The organism is Natrinema versiforme, assembly GCF_005576615.1.
Classification (GTDB): Archaea; Halobacteriota; Halobacteria; order Halobacteriales; family Natrialbaceae; genus Natrinema; species Natrinema versiforme_A.
On the sequence record NZ_CP040330.1, the window covers coordinates 2,171,225 to 2,194,114 of the forward strand.

25 protein-coding genes are annotated in these 22,890 nt (G+C 67.2%); 15 read left to right on the forward strand and 10 right to left on the reverse strand.

Annotation, left to right across the window (positions count from 1 at the left end; all coding sequences use genetic code 11):
• Nucleotides 1-38 precede the first annotated feature (38 nt).
• Nucleotides 39-320, forward strand: coding sequence for a DNA-directed RNA polymerase subunit L (locus tag FEJ81_RS10690; protein WP_138245277.1), 282 nt, complete (start codon nucleotides 39-41; stop codon nucleotides 318-320).
• A gap of 163 nt (nucleotides 321-483) precedes the next feature.
• Here FEJ81_RS10690 and FEJ81_RS10695 read toward each other — a convergent pair whose 3' ends face one another.
• From FEJ81_RS10695 to hisF, 3 genes are all read right to left on the reverse strand, one after another.
• On the reverse strand, nucleotides 484-1,353 hold the full coding sequence (locus tag FEJ81_RS10695; RefSeq protein ID WP_138245278.1) for a hypothetical protein: 870 nt from the start codon (nucleotides 1,351-1,353) through the stop codon (nucleotides 484-486).
• 137 nt (nucleotides 1,354-1,490) lie between these two features.
• Nucleotides 1,491-2,315 (reverse strand): hypothetical protein, encoded by an 825-nt coding sequence (locus FEJ81_RS10700; RefSeq protein ID WP_138245279.1) that lies wholly within the window; start codon nucleotides 2,313-2,315, stop codon nucleotides 1,491-1,493.
• An 81-nt stretch (nucleotides 2,316-2,396) separates the two neighbouring features.
• Nucleotides 2,397-3,212, reverse strand: coding sequence for an imidazole glycerol phosphate synthase subunit HisF (gene hisF / locus FEJ81_RS10705; protein ID WP_138245280.1), 816 nt, complete (start codon nucleotides 3,210-3,212; stop codon nucleotides 2,397-2,399).
• A 140-nt stretch (nucleotides 3,213-3,352) separates the two neighbouring features.
• Between hisF and FEJ81_RS10710 the strand changes: the two genes are divergently transcribed.
• Entirely contained in the window at nucleotides 3,353-3,541 is a 189-nt protein-coding gene (locus tag FEJ81_RS10710; RefSeq protein WP_138245281.1) for a DUF7550 family protein, read from the forward strand.
• A 1-nt stretch (nucleotide 3,542) separates the two neighbouring features.
• Here FEJ81_RS10710 and FEJ81_RS10715 read toward each other — a convergent pair whose 3' ends face one another.
• Complete coding sequence (locus tag FEJ81_RS10715; protein WP_006180851.1) at nucleotides 3,543-3,773, reverse strand: ribbon-helix-helix domain-containing protein; 231 nt, start codon at nucleotides 3,771-3,773, stop codon at nucleotides 3,543-3,545.
• 154 nt (nucleotides 3,774-3,927) lie between these two features.
• Nucleotides 3,928-4,227: a hypothetical protein gene (locus tag FEJ81_RS10720; RefSeq protein WP_138245282.1), complete on the reverse strand. Its 300-nt coding sequence runs from the start codon at nucleotides 4,225-4,227 to the stop codon at nucleotides 3,928-3,930.
• 264 nt (nucleotides 4,228-4,491) lie between these two features.
• On the opposite strand from FEJ81_RS10720, the gene FEJ81_RS10725 reads away from it, so the two are divergent.
• The 3 genes from FEJ81_RS10725 to menD are packed head-to-tail and all read left to right on the forward strand — an operon-like array spanning nucleotide 4,492 to nucleotide 8,404.
• Entirely contained in the window at nucleotides 4,492-5,127 is a 636-nt protein-coding gene (locus tag FEJ81_RS10725; protein ID WP_138245283.1) for a sulfite oxidase-like oxidoreductase, read from the forward strand.
• 50 nt (nucleotides 5,128-5,177) lie between these two features.
• On the forward strand, nucleotides 5,178-6,521 hold the full coding sequence (locus FEJ81_RS10730) for an isochorismate synthase (RefSeq protein ID WP_138245284.1): 1,344 nt from the start codon (nucleotides 5,178-5,180) through the stop codon (nucleotides 6,519-6,521).
• Nucleotides 6,522-6,529: 8 nt separating this feature from the next.
• Nucleotides 6,530-8,404, forward strand: a complete 1,875-nt coding sequence (gene menD, locus FEJ81_RS10735; RefSeq protein ID WP_138245285.1) for a 2-succinyl-5-enolpyruvyl-6-hydroxy-3-cyclohexene-1-carboxylic-acid synthase — start codon at nucleotides 6,530-6,532, stop codon at nucleotides 8,402-8,404.
• 34 nt (nucleotides 8,405-8,438) lie between these two features.
• Here the strand turns inward: menD and FEJ81_RS10740 are convergent, their stop codons facing one another.
• Entirely contained in the window at nucleotides 8,439-9,500 is a 1,062-nt protein-coding gene (locus tag FEJ81_RS10740) for a J domain-containing protein (protein WP_138245286.1), read from the reverse strand.
• Between the two features lie 443 nt (nucleotides 9,501-9,943).
• Here FEJ81_RS10740 and FEJ81_RS10745 point away from each other — a divergent pair, with 443 nt between their 5' ends.
• The 8 genes from FEJ81_RS10745 (at nucleotide 9,944) to FEJ81_RS10780 (ending at nucleotide 18,674) form a co-directional block, all read left to right on the forward strand.
• Nucleotides 9,944-11,299, forward strand: a complete 1,356-nt coding sequence (locus FEJ81_RS10745; protein ID WP_138245287.1) for a right-handed parallel beta-helix repeat-containing protein — start codon at nucleotides 9,944-9,946, stop codon at nucleotides 11,297-11,299.
• Nucleotides 11,300-11,477: 178 nt separating this feature from the next.
• Nucleotides 11,478-12,371 (forward strand): 1,4-dihydroxy-2-naphthoyl-CoA synthase, encoded by an 894-nt coding sequence (locus tag FEJ81_RS10750; RefSeq protein WP_138245288.1) that lies wholly within the window; start codon nucleotides 11,478-11,480, stop codon nucleotides 12,369-12,371.
• A 34-nt stretch (nucleotides 12,372-12,405) separates the two neighbouring features.
• On the forward strand, nucleotides 12,406-13,614 hold the full coding sequence (locus FEJ81_RS10755; protein ID WP_138245289.1) for a DUF7350 domain-containing protein: 1,209 nt from the start codon (nucleotides 12,406-12,408) through the stop codon (nucleotides 13,612-13,614).
• 67 nt (nucleotides 13,615-13,681) lie between these two features.
• The gene (locus FEJ81_RS10760; RefSeq protein ID WP_138245290.1) at nucleotides 13,682-14,626 is read left to right on the forward strand and encodes a 1,4-dihydroxy-2-naphthoate polyprenyltransferase; all 945 of its coding nucleotides are present in this window, start codon (nucleotides 13,682-13,684) and stop codon (nucleotides 14,624-14,626) included.
• Nucleotides 14,623-15,714 (forward strand): mandelate racemase/muconate lactonizing enzyme family protein, encoded by a 1,092-nt coding sequence (locus tag FEJ81_RS10765; protein ID WP_138245291.1) that lies wholly within the window; start codon nucleotides 14,623-14,625, stop codon nucleotides 15,712-15,714. The genes FEJ81_RS10760 and FEJ81_RS10765 overlap by 4 nt, the downstream gene beginning before the upstream one ends.
• On the forward strand, nucleotides 15,711-17,339 hold the full coding sequence (locus tag FEJ81_RS10770) for a class I adenylate-forming enzyme family protein (protein ID WP_138245292.1): 1,629 nt from the start codon (nucleotides 15,711-15,713) through the stop codon (nucleotides 17,337-17,339). The genes FEJ81_RS10765 and FEJ81_RS10770 overlap by 4 nt, the downstream gene beginning before the upstream one ends.
• 72 nt (nucleotides 17,340-17,411) lie before the next feature.
• Nucleotides 17,412-18,251: an NRDE family protein gene (locus tag FEJ81_RS10775; RefSeq protein WP_138245293.1), complete on the forward strand. Its 840-nt coding sequence runs from the start codon at nucleotides 17,412-17,414 to the stop codon at nucleotides 18,249-18,251.
• A gap of 72 nt (nucleotides 18,252-18,323) precedes the next feature.
• Nucleotides 18,324-18,674, forward strand: a complete 351-nt coding sequence (locus FEJ81_RS10780; protein WP_006430056.1) for a helix-turn-helix transcriptional regulator — start codon at nucleotides 18,324-18,326, stop codon at nucleotides 18,672-18,674.
• A gap of 72 nt (nucleotides 18,675-18,746) precedes the next feature.
• Here the strand turns inward: FEJ81_RS10780 and FEJ81_RS10785 are convergent, their stop codons facing one another.
• From FEJ81_RS10785 to gatC, 3 genes are all read right to left on the reverse strand, one after another.
• Nucleotides 18,747-19,160 carry a hypothetical protein gene (locus FEJ81_RS10785; RefSeq protein WP_138245294.1) on the reverse strand — a complete coding sequence of 138 codons (414 nt, stop codon included), beginning with the start codon at nucleotides 19,158-19,160 and terminating at the stop codon, nucleotides 18,747-18,749.
• A gap of 123 nt (nucleotides 19,161-19,283) precedes the next feature.
• Nucleotides 19,284-20,552, reverse strand: a complete 1,269-nt coding sequence (gene gatA / locus FEJ81_RS10790) for an Asp-tRNA(Asn)/Glu-tRNA(Gln) amidotransferase subunit GatA (RefSeq protein ID WP_138245295.1) — start codon at nucleotides 20,550-20,552, stop codon at nucleotides 19,284-19,286.
• Nucleotides 20,553-20,554: 2 nt separating this feature from the next.
• Nucleotides 20,555-20,833 carry an Asp-tRNA(Asn)/Glu-tRNA(Gln) amidotransferase subunit GatC gene (gatC, locus tag FEJ81_RS10795; protein ID WP_006430053.1) on the reverse strand — a complete coding sequence of 93 codons (279 nt, stop codon included), beginning with the start codon at nucleotides 20,831-20,833 and terminating at the stop codon, nucleotides 20,555-20,557.
• Between the two features lie 354 nt (nucleotides 20,834-21,187).
• On the opposite strand from gatC, the gene FEJ81_RS24185 reads away from it, so the two are divergent.
• Together FEJ81_RS24185 and FEJ81_RS10800 are read left to right on the forward strand one after the other, a co-directional pair.
• The gene (locus FEJ81_RS24185) at nucleotides 21,188-21,313 is read left to right on the forward strand and encodes a hypothetical protein (protein WP_267877905.1); all 126 of its coding nucleotides are present in this window, start codon (nucleotides 21,188-21,190) and stop codon (nucleotides 21,311-21,313) included.
• A gap of 343 nt (nucleotides 21,314-21,656) precedes the next feature.
• Nucleotides 21,657-22,598 carry an alpha/beta fold hydrolase gene (locus tag FEJ81_RS10800; RefSeq protein ID WP_138245296.1) on the forward strand — a complete coding sequence of 314 codons (942 nt, stop codon included), beginning with the start codon at nucleotides 21,657-21,659 and terminating at the stop codon, nucleotides 22,596-22,598.
• Here FEJ81_RS10800 and FEJ81_RS10805 read toward each other — a convergent pair.
• Nucleotides 22,582-22,845, reverse strand: a complete 264-nt coding sequence (locus FEJ81_RS10805; protein WP_138245297.1) for a DUF2249 domain-containing protein — start codon at nucleotides 22,843-22,845, stop codon at nucleotides 22,582-22,584. The two genes, FEJ81_RS10800 and FEJ81_RS10805, sit on opposite strands and share 17 nt — an antisense overlap.
• Between the last annotated feature and the right edge of the window lie 45 nt (nucleotides 22,846-22,890).

Consider the following 22,890-nt stretch of genomic DNA (forward strand, 5'->3'; position numbering starts at 1 on the left):
TCGAAAGGTACAAGCAGCCGACGAACGGACTGCGTGACATGGAACTGCGGGTCACCGAGAGCACCGAGGACGAACTCTCGATCGAAATCGCCGGCGAGGATCACACATTCATGAACGTGCTCAAGGGCGCGCTGCTCGAGCACGACGACGTGAGCGCAGCGACCTACGACGTCAATCCCGAACAGTCGGGCGGCCAGACCGAGCCGATCCTGACGATCAAGACCGAGGGCGCGGACCCCCTCGAGTGTCTCGAGGAAGCCGCCGTCGCGGTCCGCGAGAAGGCGAACTCCTTCCGGGACGCGTTCGAGGCGGCCGCATAAGACGCCGACGCGGCCGGCGGTCGATCGCAGCGCTCTCGATCGTTCTTTTTCCGCTCGTTGCTCGGGTCACGTTTCGGTTCGGTCACGTCTTACAGCGAGATAACGAGCTGTCGTCACCGACGAACTGCGACGCCGAAACGATGCATCAGCCGACTGTCATCGATCAGCACGCCGCGTAGACGGTGTAGACATCCCCGTTCGGCGCGACGTGAACGTCGACACCTTCGGCGTCGAACCCGGTCCGCATATCGTCGCCGTACTGCGAGAGCAACGCCGAAGCGATGTCCTCGGCGAGTCCCGATTCGTCGGCGTAGTCGTCAACCGAGATGGCCGTGAGGACCGTCGGTACGCCGTGTACCGGGGCCTCGCAGTCGTGATCGAACTCGTCGGCGCTCGCTCCATCCGGATTTCTGTCCTCGAAGTCGCGCACGACGAGCCTGCGGTTCTCGGACTCCGCGTACGCCGCCAGTCCGTCGTCGTACGTCCGCCGGTCCGCGGGCTCTCGTTCTTCCTCGAGCCGGTCGTGGACCGCTCGGTCCACGGCCTCGAGATCGAGTCCGGACGCCTCGGAGCCCTGTCCCGGCGCGTCGGGCGGACCGATCCCCGGCAGGATCGTTGGTGAGACGATCCCCGTCGCGAACAGCGCGACGATCACGCCGATGACGACGAAGATCGGCAGGTAGGGCTTTGCGACCTCGAACCAGCTCGGCGTGTCCAGATCGCGTTCCAGCCCCTCGTAGGTCTGCTCGACCCGCTCGAGGTCGGGGTTGCCACAGCGAGAACAGGGCGGGGTGTTCCGGACGTGTTCCCGCCCGCAGTTGGGACAGGCCCAGACGTAGTCGGGCCCCGTTTCGACGGTCCCGGAGGGGATCGGCTCGCGATCCGCATCGGGAGCGCCGTCGCTCCCGGGCCCGGATCCGTTCTCCTCGTCGACGCGGACGACCGCCTTCTCGAACGAGTTATGGCCGCAGTCGTCACAGGGCGGGTCGTTCTCCGCGTGCGGTTTGCCACACCGCGTACACCGCCAGTTCACTGATAGAAGAGCACGACCGCGGAGGGATAAGCGTATTGGACGGTCGAACACGTCGGTCCGCGAGTCACCGGTCTCACTCGACGGCATCGTTTCAGTCGGACCCTCCCCTCAGAGGACGTTCGATCGAAACGGCCCGATCAGCACGTCGCGTAGAACACGTAGATCGAGCCGTCGACGGCGTGGAGATCGATCCCCTCGCCGTCGTATCCGGACCCAGTGACGCCGTCGCCCGAGCGCATGAAATCGACGACGCCGTCGGCGAGCGCGGCTTCGTCATCGTAGTTCGCCGTCGACAGGGCGGCCGGTAGCTGGCCTTCCTCGAGCGTGCCGCGACAGTCGATCCCGAAGTCCCGTAGCGATACCGCCTCGACCCTGGCATCCTCGTACTCGATCGCAACGTACGCGCGATTGTGGTACTCCGCGTACGCTGCGAGGCCGTCGTCGTACGTCCGCGAGTCGGCGCGCTCGTCCTCGAGGCGGTCGTGGATCAACTCCTCAGTCCGTTCGAGGTCGATCCCCGCCGCCTCGGTTCCGTCACCGGGCGCATCGGGCGGATCCGGCGTGAAAATCCCGTTTATCATCGTCGGTGAGACGATCCCGGTGGCGAACAGCGCGCCGATCAGGACGACGACGGCGACCACGGGCAGGTACGGTTTGGCGACTCCCAGCCAGCCCGGCGCGTCGAGATCCCGATCGACATCGTCGTAGGTCTGTTCGGTCTTCTCGAGAGTCGGGTTGCCACAGCGCGAGCACGGCGGATTGTGCTTGACGTGCTCGCGGCCGCAGTCCGAACAGGTCCAGACGTAGCTCGTTCCGGTATCGATCGTGCCGGCCGACGCGTCCGTCGACTCGGCGTCCCCCTCGCGGACGACCGCCTTCTCGAATGCGTTGTGGCCGCAGTCGTCACAGGGCGGATCGTCTTCCGCGTGCGGTTTCCCACACCACGTGCATCGCCACTCCATTAATAGCCGAAGGAAACTGGGTGTATATAAATATAGTGGACCGTGTACGAAAGCGACGGATAGCGGTCGAATCGGCCGCTGTCAGAGACGAACGGGAACGTCGCGCTCGTCGAGGTAGGCCTTCGTCTCCTCGATCGAGTACTCGTCGAAGTGGAAGATCGAGGCCGCGAGGCCGGCGTCGGCACCGGCGTCGGTGAACACGTCGTACATGTCCTCGGGACCGCCACAGCCAGAGGAGGCGATGACCGGCGTATCGACGGCGTCGCAGACGGCTTCCGTCAGGGGGAGGTCGTAGCCGTCTTTGGTGCCGTCCTTGTCGATCGAGTTGACGAAGAGTTCGCCCGCGCCGCGGGACTCGGCCTCTCGAGCCCACTCGAGGACGTCGATGCCGGTCCCCTCGCGGCCGCCCTTTTTCGTACACTCGAACCAGCAGGACTCGCCGTCGATTTCGACATAGTTCTCGCCCTGCTCGTCGAAGCGTCGTCTCGCGTCGACGCTGATGACGATACACTGGTTACCGAAGGCTTTCGCGCCCTCGTTGATCAGTTCGGGGCGCTCGAGCGCGCCGGTGGTGATCGAGACCTTGTCCGCGCCGGCGCGCAGGGTCTCTTTGATGTCCTCGGTAGTGCGGATGCCGCCGCCGACCGTGAGGGGGATGAAGACCTCGTCGGCGACGCGCTCGACGACGTCGAGCATCGTCTCGCGGCCCTCCGCGGAGGCGGTGATGTCGAGGAAGACGAACTCGTCCGCGCCGGACTCGTTGTAGGCCTTGGCCATCTCGACCGGATCGCCGGTGTACTTCAGATCCTCGAAGTTGACGCCGGTGTAGACCGCCGGGTTCCCGTCCTCGTCGAGATCCACGTCGATACACGGGATGACTCGCTTGGTCAATACCATGTGGTTACTACCGCACAGTTCGCACTGGGGGTAGTAAAGGGGTCTGGATCGTGTTCGCGAGCCGAGACGACCCGACGCCGGCGCTCGAGTCGACGATCCGTGTAGGTGTTCTTAAGTGATCGAACCGAGAACGAGCACGTATGGCAGACGACACTGAAACCCCCGAGGGTGACGACACGGGAGCCGATGTCGGGCACGATCTCGACGCCGAGCGAACGACCGCACCGATGAGCGATTACTCGTCGCGAGCCGTGTTGATCGGCGCTCTCGTCGCGCTGATCGGCGCGGTGGTTGCGTTCGGAATTCCGTTGCTCGCGGTCGGGATATAAGCTAGAAGACGTACTCGTCGTCGTGGCCCATCATGCCGTCGTCTTCGAAGCCGGTCCCGCCGGTTCCTGCTCCCTCCTCTTCGTCGGAGGGTCCACTGGTCTTGTAGGCCTTGATGCCCGTCGAAAGGAGGTCCTCGATCGCCTCCTCGCGGTTGACGAACTCGCCGCGTTCGACCATCTGGGCGATCTGCATCTCGAGGTGCTCCGGTATGGTGATCTCTACTTTCGGCATCTGATTCGGCTTTCGGCGAGGGGGTATTTAGGTTTGACGGGGACTGACAGCGGCCGGAACGAAGCATGCACTCGTCGAACGGGTAGGCGGCTCGAGCGAGGTCGAAGCCGTCGCGGGAACCATGTGCGGATGAGAAGTCGGCGACGCGGGTCGCTTAGCGGTTACCCATCATCGAGTCGAACGCGTTCTTCAGCTTCGTCCCGGGCTGGGTCAGTGTGTCGAGTTGCTGGCGCATCTTGCGCTGGTTGAAGTAACTCGCGAACGCCAGGATAGTCGGCGGCCAGAGGCCGATGAACGCGCCGAGCTGGCGCTCCCCGCGCATGAAGAAGTAGTATAGCGAAAGGCCGACCGCTGCGGCCGACGCGATGAACGCAGGCCCCATCGCCTGTTCACCGACTTCTTCCGCTGCCTGTCCGGACATCTCTCGTTCCGTTATCTGTTGTCTGCTCGCCATGCACTGATTTCTCTCGGCGAGACTGTACTAAGGGATGGCGAGGGTTTCGCGAGAAACCCCCGAGTAGTGCCAACCAACGGACTGTTTCGATCAGTTTCGAACCCGTTCTCGTCAGCCCAATTCGGGGTTAGTCGAGGGCCGGCCGCGCGTTCGTCGCAACGGTTCGGATCGAGGGGCCGAATCGGCGCGGTTTTCGCTGGACCGACGCCGCGAGTGTCCGCGTCGAGCGGCGACCGTCTGCGGAACCGGTCGAGAGTAGGGCCGATGCGTCACACCTACATCCGTCGGGACGTACCCACGGACATGGACGCGACGGACGTTACGGACCTCTATCAGGAGTTCGGCGACGAGCGACTGCCACCCGGACAGCGCGAGACGTCCGCGTTTCCCGTCCTCTCGAAGAGCGGGACGCCCGACTGGGACCCCGAGACGTGGGAGTTCACCGTCACCGGTGCGGTCGACGAGGAACTCTCCTTCTCGTGGGACGAGTTCCGGGACCTGCCGAGTGTCACCCAGCGACAGGACTTTCACTGCGTGACCGGCTGGAGCAAGTTCGACTGTACGTTTACCGGGGTGTCGTTCCCCGAACTCGCCGAGCGGGCCGGCGTTCACGATGATGCGGTCCACGTCATGTTCTCCGCGATGGACGACTACACGACGGACCTGCCGCTCGAGGACTGCATGCGCGATGAGGTCCTGTTCACGTGGGAATTCGACGGCGAGTCGCTCCCGGACGACCACGGCGGCCCGCTCCGGGTAGTCACGCCCCACAGGTACGCCTACAAGGGCGCGAAGTGGGTCGACGGCGTCGAGTTTCTCACCGAGTCCCAGCGGGGCTACTGGGAGCGACGGGGGTACTCCCAGACCGCGGACCCGTGGCAGGAAGAGCGGTACAGTTAGTGCTCGGTGAATAGTTAGGCTGAAGGCGAGGCGGTCCTGACCTGTGGTCGATGGATCGATCGTCGGGCGATGGTCGACTGGCGGGTGGGACGGATCCGGCTGGGGAGGCTGACGGCCTCGTGAGCCGGAGCCGCGAACTCGAGGACGTCTCTTTCAGCGCGATACTCGACGGCAGCGCCGAGTCCCGCGTCCAGTGGGCCACACCCGACGGTCTCGAACTCGTCGGTCGGGGCGTCGCTGCGCGGGTTACCGCGGCCGGCACCGACCGATTCGATCGAATTCGAACGCAAGCGAGGCGCGCGTTCGACGGACTCGCACACGACGGCCCCGAGGCGGCCCGGCCGCGCGCCGTCGGCGGCGTGTCGTTTCACGACGGCCACGAGCCGGACCCGCCGTGGACCGGGTTCGACGCGGCCTCCTTTGTCGTCCCGCAAGTACTCGTCACTCGAACCGACGACGGGACGTGGCTGACGGCCGTCGGGAACCGGGCCGACGAGGCCGACGACCGCCTCGAGCGCTGGCACGAGCGCCTGCGGGACCTGCCGGCGATGCGACCGAGCGGCTCGACGCCCGGCGTCGCCGCGACCCGGCGGACGACCTCGCAGGCCGACTGGACGACACAGGTCGAGACCGCCCTCGAGCGGATCGCCGACGGAACGCTGACGAAAGTCGTCCTCGCACAGGCGCTTTCCGTCGAACTCGAGGGGCCGATCGACGTACCCGCGACGGTCGAGCGACTGCGCCGCCGGTACCCGAACTGTTACCGGTTTCTGGTCGGCCACGGGATCGGCGGCACGTTCTTCGGCGCGCCGCCCGAGCGGCTGGTTTCGAAACGCGGCGACCGCGTCGAGACGGAGGCACTCGCCGGCTCGGTCCCCCGCGGCGAGACGCCGGCCGAAGACGAGGAACACGTCGAACGGATGCGTGCCGACGCGAAGTTCCAGCACGAACACGGGCTCGTCGCGGACGCGATCAGCGACCAACTCGAGCCCCTCGCGCGCGAACTCACCGTCCGCGAGCAGACGATCCGCCGGCTGGCGACGATCCAGCACCTCCGGACGCCGATCGAAGCGAGACTCGAGGGGGATCGACACGTCCTCGAACTCGTCGAGGCGTTACATCCCACCCCCGCAGTGGGCGGCGTTCCGCCGGACGCGGCCTGGGAGACGATTCGCGAGACGGAGCCCTTCGAGCGGGGCTGGTACGCCGCGCCCGTCGGCTGGTTCGACGCCGACGGTGACGGCGAATTCGCGGTCGCGCTCCGCTCGGGCGTCGCGGCCGACGGGACCGTGACGCTCTTCGCCGGCAACGGGATCGTCGCCGACAGCGATCCCGACGAAGAGTGGCCGGAGGTAGAACTGAAGTTCCGACCGATCCTCGATGAACTGCGATAACACCTGAGATGAGCGCACCGAACCGCGCGACCCTGTGGGGTCGTATCCTCGTCGACGAACTCGCGGCGGGCGGCCTCGAGGCCGTCTGTCTCGCGCCCGGGAGCCGATCGACGCCGCTGACGGTCGCGTTCGCCGAGCACCCGGACATCGACGTCTACTCGCATTTAGACGAGCGCTCGGCGGCCTACTTCGCGCTCGGTCGCGCCCGCCGGACCGGCGAGCCGACGGCGCTGGTCTGTACCTCGGGGACCGCGGCGGCGAACTTCCATCCCGCCGTGATGGAGGCCGATCAGGCCCGCGTCCCGCTGCTGGTTCTCACCGCCGACCGGCCGTCGGAGTTGCGCGACAGCGGCGCGAACCAGACCGTCGATCAGGTCAAACTCTACGGCGACGCAGTCCGGTGGGACGCCGAGCTACCCGATCCCGAACCCGACGAGCGGAAGGTGCGGAGTCTCCGGACGACCGCGGCTCGAGCGCTCTCGGAAACGACCGGGATTCCACCCGGTCCCGTCCACCTCAACTGTCCGTTTCGCAAGCCCCTCGAGCCGCTCGAGGTGCCCGGCGACGTGCCCGACTCGTTCGCCGAGACGGTGGCCGGGCGGGGACGCGACGGCCCGTTCGTCGAAACCACTGGTGGGACGCAGACGCTCGCAGCGGACGACCACCGACGGCTACTGGGTGCGCTCGAGGCCGCCGATCGGCCGCTGATCGTCGCGGGACCCGCCGATCCGACGGCGCTCGCCGACCTCGAGCCCGCGGCCGTGACCGACCTCGCGGATCGACTCGGCGCGCCGATCCTCGCGGACCCGCTTTCGGGGCTGCGGTTCGGCCCGCACGTCGAGCGCGAGGACGAAACCGAGAGCGACGGCGAGGGCGGCGACGGGAACAGGAACGGAGAATCGCGTTCGATCTACGGCGGCTACGACACCTACGTTGAGGAGCTTCCGCCGCCGGACGCGGTCCTCCGATTCGGGGCCTCGCCGACGTCGAAACCGCTTCGCCACTGGCTCCGCGACGCCGACGCCCGACAGTTCCTCGTCGATCCCGCGGGCGCGTGGCGCGAGGCAACGTTCACCGCGACGGATCTGCTCGCGGCGGAACCCGGCGCCGTCGTCGACGGACTGCTCGAGGCGCTCGGCGACGCAGACAGCGACCCCGGAGCCGACCGGACCGACGCCGAGTGGCAGGCCCAATTCGATGCGGCCGAACGCCGACACTGGGAAATCCGCGACGAGGCGCTGTCTCCCGATGCGCTCGAGTCGGAGCCGTTCGAGGGTGCGATCCTCGCATCGGTGCTCTCGAACGCGCCGGACCCGGCGACCGTCTTCGTCTCGAACAGCATGCCGATCCGGGATACCGACCGATTCGCCCGGCCTCGAGCCGCCGATCTGACCGTGCTCGCGAACCGCGGCGCCAGCGGTATCGACGGCATCGTGAGCACGGCGCTCGGGGCCGGCAGCGCGGCCGACGAGCCGCTGGTGCTCGCGACCGGCGACCTGTCCCTCTATCACGATTCGAACGGCCTGCTCGCGGTCGACCGGTGCGACGTCGACGCCACGATCGTGTTGCTGGACAACGACGGCGGCGGCATCTTCCACAAACTCCCGATCGAGGCGTTCGACCCGCCGTTTACCGACCAGTTCAAGACGCCCCACGGCCTCGAGTTCGAGGATCTCGCCGACGTATACGACATCGAGTTCGAGCGTGTGACCCCCGCGAACTTCGCGGCCGCCTACCGCCGATCGCTCGAGGCGGCGGGAACGCAACTCATCGCCATTGAGTTCGATTCCGAAGCGAACCACCGGCGGCGCGACGCACTCGCGGAGCGCGTGCAAACCGCGGTCGCGAGCGACCTCGGAACGGCGGGCGACGGAGCGGACTAACCTCGAGTCGGAATTCTATTCACGGCGAGCGATGTTACGGCCGCAGTAGCCACCAGAGCGCGACGGCGTAGCCGAACGGAATCCACGCAAATCCGAGCGCGAGCAATCCGAACAGGGAGAGCGGATCGACGAACGACGACCACGCCATGCCGACCGGAAAGAAAACGCTCCAGCCGCCAAAGGCCGCGGCCGCGATTCGGGGCATCGTCAGCAGGTAGCCGACCAGCGCGAGCGTACAGGCGGCGATGATCGCGTTGACCGGCAGCGAAAACAGCGGCGTGAGGCTCGCGGCGACGAACAGCGGATACAGCAACGCGACGGCACCGACCGACACCGCCGTCGTCCGATCGAGCGCCGGCCCCTCCCACTCGAGGTCGACCTCGCCGTCCCAATCGTGGACCGAATACTCCGCCTCTTCTGTGTCCTGCGTGTCTTCGGCCTCTCCCGGTGCTGTGGCAGTTGTCCCGCTCGAGGGGCTGGGATCGCCGCTCTCGAACGGCCAGTCCCCGGCCGCTCGTTGCTTCGCACGTTGGCGGCGTCGCTCGGACCGTTGCCGAGCGTGATGGCTCTCCTCCCGATCGGTGCGGTCGGCCCCGGTCTGCGTGCTATCGGAGTCGGTTCGCACCCGTTCGGCCCACTCGCTCGGCCCTCGAGCGTTCGCGTTCGTCCGCTTGCCGTCGGTCTCCGACGACTCGCTCGCCGCTCCGGACGATTCCGCGGACCCCGTCGATGACGTTTCCGTCCCCGCCGCCGTTGTCTCCCCGCTGGCTGATGTCTGCCGCGTCGTTCGGCGAGTTTCCGAATCCGACTGCGCTGATTCACCGCCCTCGTGGCTCGAGCCGTCGCTATCGCGAGTTCCGTGGCCTCGGGCGAGTCCGACGTACGACTCGTGGCCGAGCCGATCGTAGCGGGCGCGTTCGGTTCCGTCGGTAAGCACCGACTTCGCGGTCGTCACCCGCTGGAACTGCTCGGCCGCGTCGGGGTCGTCGGAGTGATCCGGATGCGTCTCGAGGACGCGCTCCCGATAGGCCGACTCGATCTCGTCTCGAGTGGCCTCCGGATCGACCTCGAGGACGTCGTAGTACGTCTCGCCCATCGACTTCGGAGTCGAACGGCCGGCTAAAAAATCAATCGGCTTAGATGATCGTCGTGGTGGCTGGCTGGAAAGCGAACGCAGCGTTTCGTTGCGTCGTCTCTCGGACTGATAGATCGTATAGCGCTATATCAAATACGGGGCGGGTCTGAGACGGAGTGTTACTTCTCTAGTGTCGATATCGGACCAGTAGGCATCTGAAAGCGGTTATCCTGGTTCGTGAACGGTGCGCCGTGCCGTCTCGACCTCAGCGCTCGATCGAAACGCGACTCGAGGCCGGGGCCCGACCGCCTCGGTCACCGTGACGCTATTCGAACCGCTGTGCAGCGATCGGACGAGTTTGCTATACGCTTCTCATGACTGGTATGGTACGAATAGGACGTCACGACATTCAATAATAGATCTATTATAAGAATCTATGACTGATACACCGGCAGTGACGGGTGATGTCCAACGACACCACCGTCACCAGCGGCCAGCGGTTCGGACAGTCGACGCGCCGGACGTTCCTCGGCGGCCTCGGAGCGACCGCCGGAATCAGCGCGCTGACCGGGCTCGGCGAAGCGCGAGGACGCGGCGGTGACACGCTCTCGAGTGCGAGCTACTACGTCGTCCGCAGCGACGGCCGCGGACCGAACGGCAACGGGGCGAAGGGCCGCGGCGGGTGGAACCGTGGTCCGGGACGCAGTCGCAACGAGGGCGGCGCCGGCTACCTCGTCCTCGAGGCCGCGTCCGGCCGCGTCGCGTTCTCGACCGAGGGCACCGCGGAGGCGGCGTTCCAGTACGCCTTCGACGACCTCGCCTCGAGCGGCGGCACCGTCGTCGCGGGCGGTGGGGACTTCCAGTTCGGCGGCCCGGCTACGATCGGCGACGACACGGCGCTGGTCGGCCAGCAGGGAACGCGGTTCGTCGTCGCCGGTGGGGAAGACGGGACGACGAGCGACGAACCATCGGGTCACGACTTGCTCCGTGCCCGCGGCGACGACGTGACGATCGCCAACGTCGAGTTCGATGCGAACGGAACGCAACTCGACAACCATGCCATCCAGGCCGACGACTGTGACGGTCTGCTGGTAGCGAACAACCGCACCGTCGACGGCTTCCAGATGGCGATCTCGTTCTCTCGGTGTACGAACGTACAGATCGTCGGCAACGAGGTGCTCGATCCCAACTGGTACGGCATCACCGCCCGAGCCGCGCCGACCGGAAGCGACCGGGATCTGCGCCGTTCGGACAACGTCGTCGTCGCACGGAACTACGTCGCCGGCGTGACCTACAACAACATCGCTACCTACAACGTCAGCAACTTCTCGGTCTACGGCAACGTCGTCGTCGACGGCGGCCACAGCCTCATCGCCTGTTCGCCCGCCCAGCAGGGCGCGATCGTCGGGAACGTCTGTCGCGACCTCGAGGAGTACGCCCCCGACCCCGGCGGCGAGGCGGGCATCGAGATCGAGTACAAGGAGACCCACGTCCGCGAGGAAATCGCCGGCACGCCGCTGGCGCGCTCGTCCGATATCACGATCTCCGGCAATCAGGTGGATAACTGTCCGGTCGGCGTGCTCGCTCGCACCGTCCCGGCCGACAGCGACGACGAGGCCGCCCGGGGGACGGCGCATCCGTACAGTTTCACCGTGACCGGGAACGCGATCAGCGACGCCGCTGACGCCGGGATTCGGATCCGATCGGGCGAGGCAGGCGTCGTTGCAACGAACACTGTTCGAAACAGTCCCGCGCCGATCGAGATCGACGAGCGCTACGCCGTCGACATTCAGCAGGGACTGAACGCGACTCGAGAGTGAGAACGGTCGGATCGGTCCCGACTCGAGATCCTACGCCACTCGCTGCGTTACTCCGCCGGGCCGGCTCGACAGGCGAAGACGCCACCGTCCTACCGCGGACGCGGGATCGGAGCGCCCATTCGAATCACTCGAGCGTGACGCGAACCTATTTCACGGGCCGCGGACCAACGTCGACCCAATGGTTTCGGAACTGTTCGACCCCGAGCGCTGGGAGCCGGTCGCGGACCTGAACGACGAGTTCAGCGACATCACCTACCACCGCGCGGTCGACTCCGGCACGGTTCGGATCGCGTTCGATCGGCCCGACGTTCGCAACGCCTTCCGGCCGGGGACCGTCGACGAGCTGTACGACGCGCTCGACCACGCCAAGCGCCAGACCGACGTGGGCTGTATCCTGCTGACCGGGAACGGGCCGTCCTCGAAAGACGACGGCTGGGCCTTCTGTTCCGGCGGCGATCAGACGATCCGCGGTGAGGACGGCTACCAGTACGAGGGCGACGAAGAGCGAGCATCGGAACAGGGGCGGCTACACATTCTCGAGGTGCAGCGTCTGATTCGGCACATCCCGAAGGTCGTCGTCGCCGTGGTGCCGGGCTGGGCCGTCGGCGGCGGCCACTCGCTGCACGTCGTCTGCGATCTCACCATCGCGAGCGAGGACCACGCCAAGTTCCTCCAGACCGATCCCGACGTGGCGAGCTACGACGCCGGCTTCGGCTCGGCCTACCTCGCCAAACAGATCGGCCAGAAGAAGGCCCGCGAGGTGTTCTTCCTCGGGAAGACCTACTCGGCGGAGGAAGCCGCCGACATGGGCATGGTCAACGAGGCGGTCCCACACGAGGAACTCGAGGAAACCGCCCTCGAGTGGGGCGAGCGCATCAATGCCAAGAGCCCGACGGCGATGCGGATGCTCAAGTACGCGTTCAACATGACCGACGACGGGATGGTCGGCCAGCAGGTCTTCGCCGGCGAGGCGACGCGACTGGGCTACATGACCGACGAAGCGGCGGAGGGACGGGACGCCTTCGTCGAGGGCCGCGAGCCCGACTTCGACGACTTCCCGTGGCACTACTGAGCGACTGAGTGATACTGACTCGAGTGACTCGACCATGAATCGTCGAACGGTCCTCCGACGGGCGGTCCCGATTTCGGCCGCGCTCACCGCCGGCTGTGCGGCTCCGGGTAGCGAGCCCGACGGTCGGAACGAGAGCGGCGACCGCGAAAACGGGGGCTATAGCGACGATGATGTCACGGGCACCGCACCGATCCCGATGCTCGAGGACCCGCCGGAGGCGGTCTACCTCCCCGGACACCGGAAGTCGATGCGAGCGCTCGAGCCGGTCGAAGCCGGCGACTACCTGCTGGCACCGATGCTGTCCTACCCGCATCCGTTCTGGGTCGTCACCGGAACCGACCGCCGACTGGTCGAACCCGAGTCCGGTCGCGGCGTCCATCTCATGCTCGTCTGCTGGGATCGGGAGACGAAAACGGTCCTGCCGGGCACTGCTGAACCGACGGTAACCATCACGAAGGGTGATGAGCAGGTCACATCACGGCCGCTGTGGCCCATGCTCTCCCAGGAGATGGGGCTGCACTTCGGCGACAACGTCTCCCTGCCAGCCGACGGAACCTACTCCGTCACCGTCGACCTGCCGCCGCTGCCGACCCGTCGAACCGGCTCCCTCGAGGGCCGGTTCACCGACGGCGGGACCGCGGCGTTCGAGTTCACCTACGACGAGGCCTTTCGCGAGGATGTCGTCGACGGCATCGAACTGCTCGATCGGGAGCGGTGGGGCGAGCGGGGCGCGCTCGAGCCGATGACCGGCGGCAGCGACGGAGGGATGGACGGGATGGGAGCCGACATTCCGTACTCCGCGCTCCCGCCGGCCGACGACTATCCCGGAACGCGGTTGGTCGATCCGAACGCGGACACCGAGGCGTCCGCTGACGAACTCCCCAGAAGCGGCGATGCGGCCTTCGTGGTCACGCTGCTCGAGTCCGGCTCACGGCTCGCCGACGGCGACGGTCGGTACCTGCTCGTCTCGCTGCGGACGCCGTACAACCGCGTGCCGCTGACCAATACCTCGCTGCGCGCCGGTATCGAGCGCGACGGTGAGCCGGTCGGCGACGGCCCGGTCGAACTCGTCCAGACGCTCGACGGCGAGTTGGGGCTGCACTACGGGCGCTCGCTCGCCGATATCCGAGCCGGTGACTCAGTGCGGATCGAGATCGAATCGCCCCCGCAGACGGCGCGCCATCAGGGGTACGAAACGGCGTTTTTCGAGATGGATGCACTCGAGCTATCCGTTCCCGACTAATCGTTCGCTCGCGGGTGGCGACTCGCAATGCCAACGTTGACACTCTCTCGAGTGGGACACTCGAGCCATGAGTTCGGCCGAGGTCGAGATATCACGGACGAAGGCGTGGCTGATGGCGGCCCGCCCCCAGACCTTGCCCGCGGCTGCGGCCCCGATCATCGTGGGGACGGGACTCGCAGCCACTGAGGGCGTGTTCGCGCCGCTGCCGGCGGTGATGGCGTTCGTCGGGTCGGCGCTGATACAGATCGGGACGAATTTCGCGAACGACTATTACGACGCGATCAAGGGTGCGGACACCGAGGACCGCGAGGGCTTTACCCGCGTCACCCAGTCGGGGCTCATCTCCCCCGAACAGGTCAAGCTCGCGACCCTCGTGACGTTCGGGCTGGCGATCCTCACCGGGACGTATCTGGTCTACGTCGGGGGACTTCCGATCCTCGTCGTCGGGCTCGTGAGCGTCTTCTGCGGGTGGGCCTACACCGGCGGCCCCTATCCGCTGGGCTATCACGGACTCGGGGATCTCTTCGTGTTCGTCTTCTTCGGCCTCGTCGCGGTGACGGGAACGTACTACGTACAAGCCGCGGCCGTCCTCGCGGAGCCGCTGGCGACGACGATTCCGGCGGGAACGGTCACGCGCGAAGCGGTCGTCGCGAGCCTGCCCGTCGCCGGCATCTCGACGGCGATCCTCGTCGTGAACAACGTCCGCGATCTGGAGACCGACGCCGAGACCGGCAAACGGACCCTCGCGGTCCGACTGGGGTACCGGTGGAGCCGCCTCGAGTACGCGGCCATGCTCGCGCTCGCCTACGTCGTCCCGGTCTGGTTCTGGCTCGGTTCGGGGTTCGGCCCGGGCGTGCTGTTGCCGCTCGCCACGCTGCCCTACGCTGCGATGGTCGCGAAGACCGTTTGTACGCGAACCGACGGCGAAGCGCTCAACCCGGCCCTCGAGGGGACCGGCAAACTGCTCGCGATGTACGCGATCACGTTCGCCGGAGGACTGGTGGTGCTATGACCCCAAACGACGACCTCGCGCTCGAGTACCGCCCCTTTTCGCTCGACCTCGCCGAGCCGTTCGAGACGGCGGGCGAAACGATCGATTCCCGGGACGGGTTTCTCGTTCGGCTGGTCGACGAGGGAAGTGACGCGTCCGACGCCGGCGACGAACCCGCCGTCGGCTACGGCGAGGCGACGCCGCTGCCGGGCTGGACCGAATCCCGCGAGGACTGCGAGCAGGCCCTCGAGCGCGCACGGGAGGCGATTCGAACTGACGGACCGAGCGAGGCCCTCGAGACGGTCGACCGGCAGGTCGCGGCCCGGCACGCGCTGTCGCTCGCCCTCGCGGATCTACAGGCCACCCGCGACTCGACGCCGCTCTATCGCTATCTCGGGCAGGGGCCGATGGTCGGCCGCGTTCCCGTCAACGCGACGATCGGCGACGGCTCGCCGGCCGAGACCGCGACCGAGGCCCGCGAGGCCGTCGACCGCGGATTCGACTGCTGCAAGCTGAAAGTCGGCCTCCGGAGCGTCGAGGAAGACATCGAGCGCGTCCGCCGGGTGCGCGACAGCGTCGGCGAGACCACGGAACTGCGGGCCGACGCGAACGAGGCGTGGACCTACGAGGAGGCCGAATCGGCCCTCGAGGCCTTCGGGGAACTCGGCGTTTCGATCCTCGAACAGCCGCTTCCAGCGGGCGCGCTCGAGGGCCACGCCGACCTCCGAGCGGGGGACCACGGGGTCTCGATCGCCCTCGACGAGGGGCTGCTCGAGCACGGCGTCGATTCGATCTGCGAGGCCGACGCGGCGGACGTGGTCGTCCTGAAACCGATGGCGCTGGGCGGCATCGACGTCGCGCGCAAGGTCGCGGCGTGGCTGACGGAACTCGATATCACGCCGCTGGTGACGACGACCATCGACGGGGTCGTCGCGCGGACTGGCGCGGTCCACCTCGCGGCGGCGATTCCCGACGTGCCCGCCTGCGGGCTCGCGACCGGCGAACTGCTCGCGACGGATCTGGGACGGGACCCCGTCTTGCTCGAGAAGGGGTCGGCGGTCGTCCCCCAAGCGAAGGGACTCGGCGTGCAGGGTGTCTGGAAGCCATGACGGGCGAGCCCGTCGACTGGCCGACGCGCGATCCGGTCGCCCACCGCGTGGCGGCGACGCCCCAGCGGACGGCCCTGATCGACATCGAAACCGGAGCGGCGTGGAGTTTCCGCGAGTTCGATCGCCGCGTCGACCGCGCCGCCTCCGGGCTGATCACCGCGACCGCGGAAAGCGATCGCGACCGGATCGGCGTTCTCATGGACACCAGACCCGCCTTCGCGACCTTGTTTTTCGCCGCGATGCGGACCGGGGCGACCGCGGTCCCGCTGAACGTCCGCGAGACGGCCGGCGAACTCGCGTCGAAGGTCGACCGGACCGATCTCGCCGCGATCGTCTGTGAGGAGAGCACCGAAGAGATCGCACTCGAGATCGCGGCCGACTCCGCGGTCGCCGTGCGCTCGGTCGACGACCCGAATGCCGATCGGACGGAGCCGCTGATTCCGTCGGAGAGGAACGGCGGATCCGGTCCTGCCGTCGTCCTCGAGTCCGAATCCGCGCCTGAACCACAGGCCGAGCAAGAATCGCGGTCCATCGAGCCGGTTGCCCTCGAGCGCGAGGACACCCAACTGATCATGTTCACGTCGGGGACCTCCGGCGAGCCGAAGGCCGTCAGGCTGACCGTCGGCAACCTCGTCGCGAGCGCGACCGCCTCGGCGTTCCGGCTGGGGGTCGATCCGAACGACCGGTGGCTGTGCTGTCTCCCGATGTATCACATGGGCGGACTGGCACCCGTCATCCGGTCGGTGCTGTACGGCACCACCGTCGTGATCCAGCGGGAGTTCGGGCCGGAGACGACCGCACACGCGCTCGCAGCGTACGACGCGACCGGCGTCTCACTCGTCCCGACGATGTGCAAGCGGCTGCTCGACGCCGGCTGGGAGCCGACCGACGCGCTGCGGTTCGTCCTGCTTGGCGGCGCGCCCGCGTCGGACGACCTGCTCGAGCGCTGTCGCGACGCGGGCGTTCCGGTCCATCCGACCTACGGCATGACCGAGACCGCGTCCCAAATCGCGACGGCGACGCCCGCGGAGACCGGCACGCACGAGGGGACCGTCGGACAGCCGCTGCTCTGTACCGACGTCGCCGTCCTCGAGGACGGCGAGCCGGTCGCGCCCGGAGAGCCGGGCGACCTCGTCGTCTCGGGGCCGACGGTGACGCCGGGCTATCTCGACGAGGAGACGACTGCGGCGGCGTTCGACGAGCGCGGACTCCACACCGGCGATATCGGCTACAGAGATCGGGACGGCCGGCTGTGGATCCTCAACCGCCGCAGCGACCGCATCGTCACCGGCGGCGAGAACGTCGACCCCGGCGAAGTCGTCGCGGCTCTCAGATCGCACCCTCGCGTCGACGCGGCCGCGGTCGTCGGGCTGGCAGACGAGGAGTGGGGGGAACGGGTCGCGGCGCTCGTCGTCCCCGACCCGGAGACGAACGCGGGCGACGATGGCTCGCTCGAGCCCCGATCCCTGCGCGCCCACTGCGACGACCGCCTCGCCGGATTCAAATGTCCGAAGACGATCGGCATCACCGACGCGCTCCCCCGGACGGCCTCGGGGACCGTCGACCGGGACGCGGTCCGGCAGCGGCTGCTCGAGGACGGAACGGACGTGACCGAATCGACGTAGTTTCGGCTGTTCTCCGCCCCACAGACTGCCGCCGGACTCGGAGTTAAGGCGCTGGCACCCCTACCGCGAGCCGTGTGTACGCTCACGCTCGCTTGGCGGGTCTTCGAGGACGCACCGGTCGCGGTCGCCGCAAACCGTGACGAGGCGCTCGAGCGCGAGTCGAGGCCGCCCGCCGTCTACGACGACGATCCGGTGATCGTCGCGCCCCGCGACGCCGAGGCCGGCGGGACGTGGATCGGCTACAACGAGTTCGGCGTTGTCGTCGGCATCACGAACAAGTGGACCGACGCCGATCTCGCCGGCGAGCGCTCTCGCGGACTGCTCGTCGCCGACGCCCTCGCAGCCAGATCCGCGGCGGACGCGAAGTCGATCGTCGAGGACGCCACCGCGGCCGACGAGTACGGCGGCTTCTACCTCGTCGTCGCCGACGCGACCGAGGCGTTCTGCTACCAGTGGGACGGCGACCTCGCCCTGACCGAGTTCGATCCGGGGGTCCACGTCGTCGTCAACGTCGCCGTCGACGACGATGTCGACGCACCCTCGATCCGCCCGGATGCGAGCCGCGAGCAGGCGGCCAACGCTCGAGCGGTTCGAGAGACGCTCGCCGTCGAATCGGGAGAGACGGCCGCGGACTGGCTCGAGCGCGCCGCCGGCGTCCTCGGCGATCACGAGTACGGCGTCTGCATCCACCGGGACGGATTCGGAACTCGATCGTCGTCGCTGATCGCGCTCGGCCACGAGACGACGCGCTACGCCTACGCGCCGGGACCACCCTGTCGGACGCGTTACGAGGACGTCGACCTCCCCGACCTCGACGATCCGGGCACCGCCGCCGGTGTCGATACCGAGCGCCGCACCGGGGAGGCCGACGACGGCGACGACCCGTCGCTCGAGGGGGAAGGGCACATTTAAGCGGCTCGCTCACTCTGTTGTGGATATGGACGCACTCCTGCCAGTAGCGACGCACACGGCGAGGTGGTCACCGTGAGCGTTTCCGCGGCCGAAGCCGAACTCACCGAGGACGAACGGGCCGGCCTCGAACTCGTTCGTGAGTCCGGCGGCATTCACCAGAGCGACTTCTGGAAGGAACTGGACGTCTCCTCGCGGAAGGGAAGCCGGATCGTCGAGTCGCTCGTCGAGAAGGAACTCGTCGATCGCGAGGACACCGTCTACGACGGGCACAACACCTACTACATCACGCCGACCGCCCGCGATCTGGATTTCACCCTCCTGATGGCCGGTGACATGCTCTCGCCCTTTATCGGCGAGGAAGAGGTCGATCCCAACAGCGACGCCTTCTCGCAGTGGATCATGAACCTCGCCTACGAGGAGTAACGACAGTTCTCAGGTCCGATCCGGTCGATCGGTCCCCGAAACACGCCGTTTTCAGATAACAAACCGCCGGAGCTACTCGTACAGATCGAATCGCTCGATGAGAACGAACGGGTCGCGTTCGCGGTTGTAATGGGGAACGTCGCCGTCGAGGGCTTCGATGAGACGACGGTGGACTTCGCGTGCGGCCCGCCCTTCGTCGGGCTCTAAGTGGTGCTGGCCGCGCATATCGGTCCAGAACCCGCCGTCGAGCCAGAGCAGCGTCTCGTCGTTGGTCTGGTAGACGACCTCTCCCTGTTCGGTCAGCCCGTCGATCGCGAGCTGGCGGCCGGAGAGCTGTGCGCGAGCGAGGACGGCGATGAGTTGGCGACGCGAGACGGGTGCGGACAGCGCGACGTCGTCGACGGTCTCGCCGAAATACGCCTCGACGAGGTCGCATGCCCGCGAGAATTCGTCGAACTCGACTTCGTGATCCTGTGTGAGGTTCATGACATTCGATCCGAATGATTCGTTCGGTACCACTACTATCACGAAATGGTATAAAAGTTTATCCGTTATGTGTGTGCGGCGGCACCATCGACCGCACCTGGCCCGCCTCGAGGTCGGCGGCGGTTAGGCGAGCGCGCTCGCAGCCTGGATCAGCTGCTCTTCGCCGAAGGCGGGGCCGACGAGTTGGAGGCCGACGGGAAGGCCACCGGTCTCGCCCGCCGGAACCGAGATGGCCGGCAGATCCGCGAGATTCACGGGGACGGTGTTCGCGTCGGCGAGGTACAACTGGAGCGGATCGTCCAGGCTCTCGCCGAGTTCGAACGGCGGCACCGGCATCGTGGGACTCGCGAGCACGTCGGCCTCCGAGAGCGCCTCGTCGAAGTCCTGTTTGACCCACGCACGAGCGTCCTGTGCCTTCTTGTAGTACTTGTCGTGATACCCCGCCGAGAGCGCGTACGTCCCCAGCAGGATCCGTCGCTTGACCTCGTCGCCGAAGCCCTCTTCGCGGGCCGTCGCGAAGGCCTCGTTCCAGTTGCCGTCGTAGCCGCCGGAGCGGCCGTATCGAACCCCGTCGAACCGCGCGAGGTTCGAGGACGCTTCGGACATCGCGATCACGTAGTAGGCCTCGACGGCGTGTTCGACCGATGGCAGGCTAACTTCGTGATACTCCGCGCCGCGGTCCTCCAACTCGCCGATGGCGTCCCAGAACGTCTCGACGACGCCCTCGTCGGCCCCCTCGAGTAGCTCCGTGGGAACGCCGATACTGAGCCCGTCGACGTCGCCGGTGGCGGCGTCGGCGTAGCTCGCATCGTCGCCCTCGCTGCGGGTGGTCGCGTCCCGGTCGTCGCTGCCGGCGATCACGTCGAGCAGCGAGGCGGCGTCCTCGACGGTCTCGCCGAAGGGACCGATCTGCTCTAAGCTGTTGCCGTAGGCAACGAGGCCGTACCGCGAGACCAGCCCGTACGTGGGCTTGATACCGACGACGCCGCAGAAGGCGGCGGGACAGCGGACCGAACCGCCGGTGTCGGAGCCGAGCGCGAGGTCGGCCTCGCCGGCGGCGACCGCGGCTGCGGAGCCGCCCGAGGAGCCGCCGGGGACGTGGCCCGGTGCGGCGGGGTTGTCCGTCTCGCCGAAGTACGACGTTTCGGTGGTCGTCCCCATCCCGAACTCGTCCATGTTGGCCTTGCCGACGATGGTCGCGCCGGCGTCTTTCAGGCGGGAAACGACCGTCGCGTCGTAGGGCGGGACGTAGTCCTCGAGCATCCGCGAGCCGCAGGTCGTCCGGACGCCGGCCGTCGAGATGTTGTCCTTGACCGCGACCGTTTTGCCGGCGAGCGGGCCGTCCTCGCTGCCGTCGATCCGCTCCTCGGTAATGAAGATGTTCTCGGACATGGTTACGAGACGTTCGGCCCCTTGAAGTAGCCGTCCTCGGTCTCTGGTGCGTTTCGAAGCGCCTCCTCGCTGTCGAGCGAGGCCCGTTCCTCGTCCGGTCGCATCACGTTCGCGAGGTCGGCGTCGCGGTCGACTTCCGGCACCTCGTCTAGCGTCTCGAAGTACTCGAGGATGTCCGCGAACTGCCCGGTGAACCGGTCGACCTCGTCGTCTGCGAGGTCGACGCGAGCCAGCTCCGCGACGTGGCGGACCTCCTCGGGACTGACGGCGTCGTCGCTCATACGTGTTCGCACCGGCCTCCAGAGAGTAAGGGTTTCGATACCGCCGGCGCGATCGCGGCCGTGTGCTCGTCTGTCGGCCCTCGCTTCGTTCCCGCCGCTGTACGCACCACATCGCGTTGGCTACGCGCGATCGTCGGCCACTCGGGGCGAGTCGAGGTGACGATCCGAGTCTCCTCACGAGTCGCTCGAGGCCAAGGACGAAGCCACGGGCCGACTCCGCCGTCAAACCGCACGCCGAGCCGCTGGCTCAATACCGTATTACCGATTTCTAACACGGTATTACCGGGACGATAGCTCGAGTGCAATCGGTATAATAACTGTATACTCAAGCCCGATGATGGCGATCGACCCAGTATGGACTGCGATAACTGCGACGCCGACGAGGTCGCGTACACGTTAACGACCTACGTCGAGCCGGACGGACAGGACGACGTCGAACTCCACTTCTGTTCGACCGACTGTCTCGACGTCTGGACCTAACGGCACGCAGGCACTGTTCGGATAACGCAGCCGACGAGTCACACGTTGAGACCGGGCAGCAGCCGGCGTCGCCGTTCGGTGTCGCGTCCGGACCGCACTCGAGCGCTCCCGAGCCGTTCGGACCAGCAGGTATCAGACGGTTCCGACCGAGAAAAGGAGCCGACGCGGGCGGGCGATTCCCGCTCACGGATCTTCGTCGTAGACGTCTCGAGTCGAGCCCCGTCTGAGACGGTTTCCGGCCGTTCACCGATGGCTCGGAACTCGTTTGTCGACCGCTCGAGGCCGGACGCTGACGATGGCTCCCTCCCAATCGATATGGCGGTTCGCAGTGCAGGAAGCGACGATGCAATCGAACGAGCCATCGACGGTACCGAGGACGGAACTCGAGTCCGTCGTTCCGCCGACGATCGACGCGGAGTCGACGGTTCGGACAGCCGACGGAGTCGAGTTACACGCCGTCGTCGCCGGTGACGAAGCCGATCCGCTAGTCGTCTTGCTCCACGGCTTTCCCGAGTTCTGGTACGGCTGGCGGGCCCAGATCGCGCCGCTCGTCGAGGCCGGCTACCGAGTGCTCGTGCCCGACCAGCGCGGGTACAATCTGAGCGAGAAGCCGAACGGCGTCCGGGCGTACCGAACCCGCGAACTGTCGGCGGACATCGCCGACCTGATCGCGACCGAGGGACGCGAGACTGCCCACGTCGTCGGCCACGACTGGGGCGGGATGGTCGCGTGGGACCTCGCGCGCAGATATCCCGAGACGGTCGATCGGCTCGCCGTCGTCAACGCGCCCCATCCGACCGCCTATCGCCGGCAGCTCCGCTCGAACCCCGAACAGCTGCGCCGGAGCTGGTACGCGATGGGATTTCAGCTCCCGCGGCTGCCCGAACTCGCCTGTCGGTACGACGACTACCGCCTACTCGAGCGAGCGCTTCGAGGCACGGCCGCGCCGGGGACGTTCAGCGACGCCGATCTGGACCGTTACCGGCGCGCGTGGGATCGAGACGGGGCGCTCACGGGAATGCTCAACTGGTATCGAGCGGCCGCACGGCATCCGTCGAGTCCGCCGACGGAGCGGGTCGACGCGCCGACGCTCGTCGTCTGGGGCGAGGACGACGCGGCGCTCGTCCCCGAACTGGCGATCGACAGCACGGGATTCTGTCGGGAGAGCCGCCTCGAGTTACTCCCGGAGACGAGCCATTGGGTGCCCCACGAAGCAGCCGAGAACGTGACGGCCCTGCTTCGCGAGCACCTCGCGGAGGGAGCGGCGGTCAGTCCCGCCAGATGACCGTCACGACTTCGTCCTCGAGTTCGGCGGTCTCGTACGCGTAGCCACGATCCTCGAGTTTCGGGTAGAGAAACTGGGGGACGCGGTCGTTGCGCTGGATCAGGACCGTCTCGTCGGGCAGCTCGACGAGTCGCTCGAGGGTCTGTTGGAGCGGGTTCGGCGGGCCGAGCGACCGCACGTCGAGGGTCTCCTGTGGTCGATCGCTCGGTGCGTCGGTGCGGTCGACGACGGTAGTGGGTGAGGGCATACGTGCCGGTTCGATCGCCCGATAGCTATCTTTCGTCCCGTACGT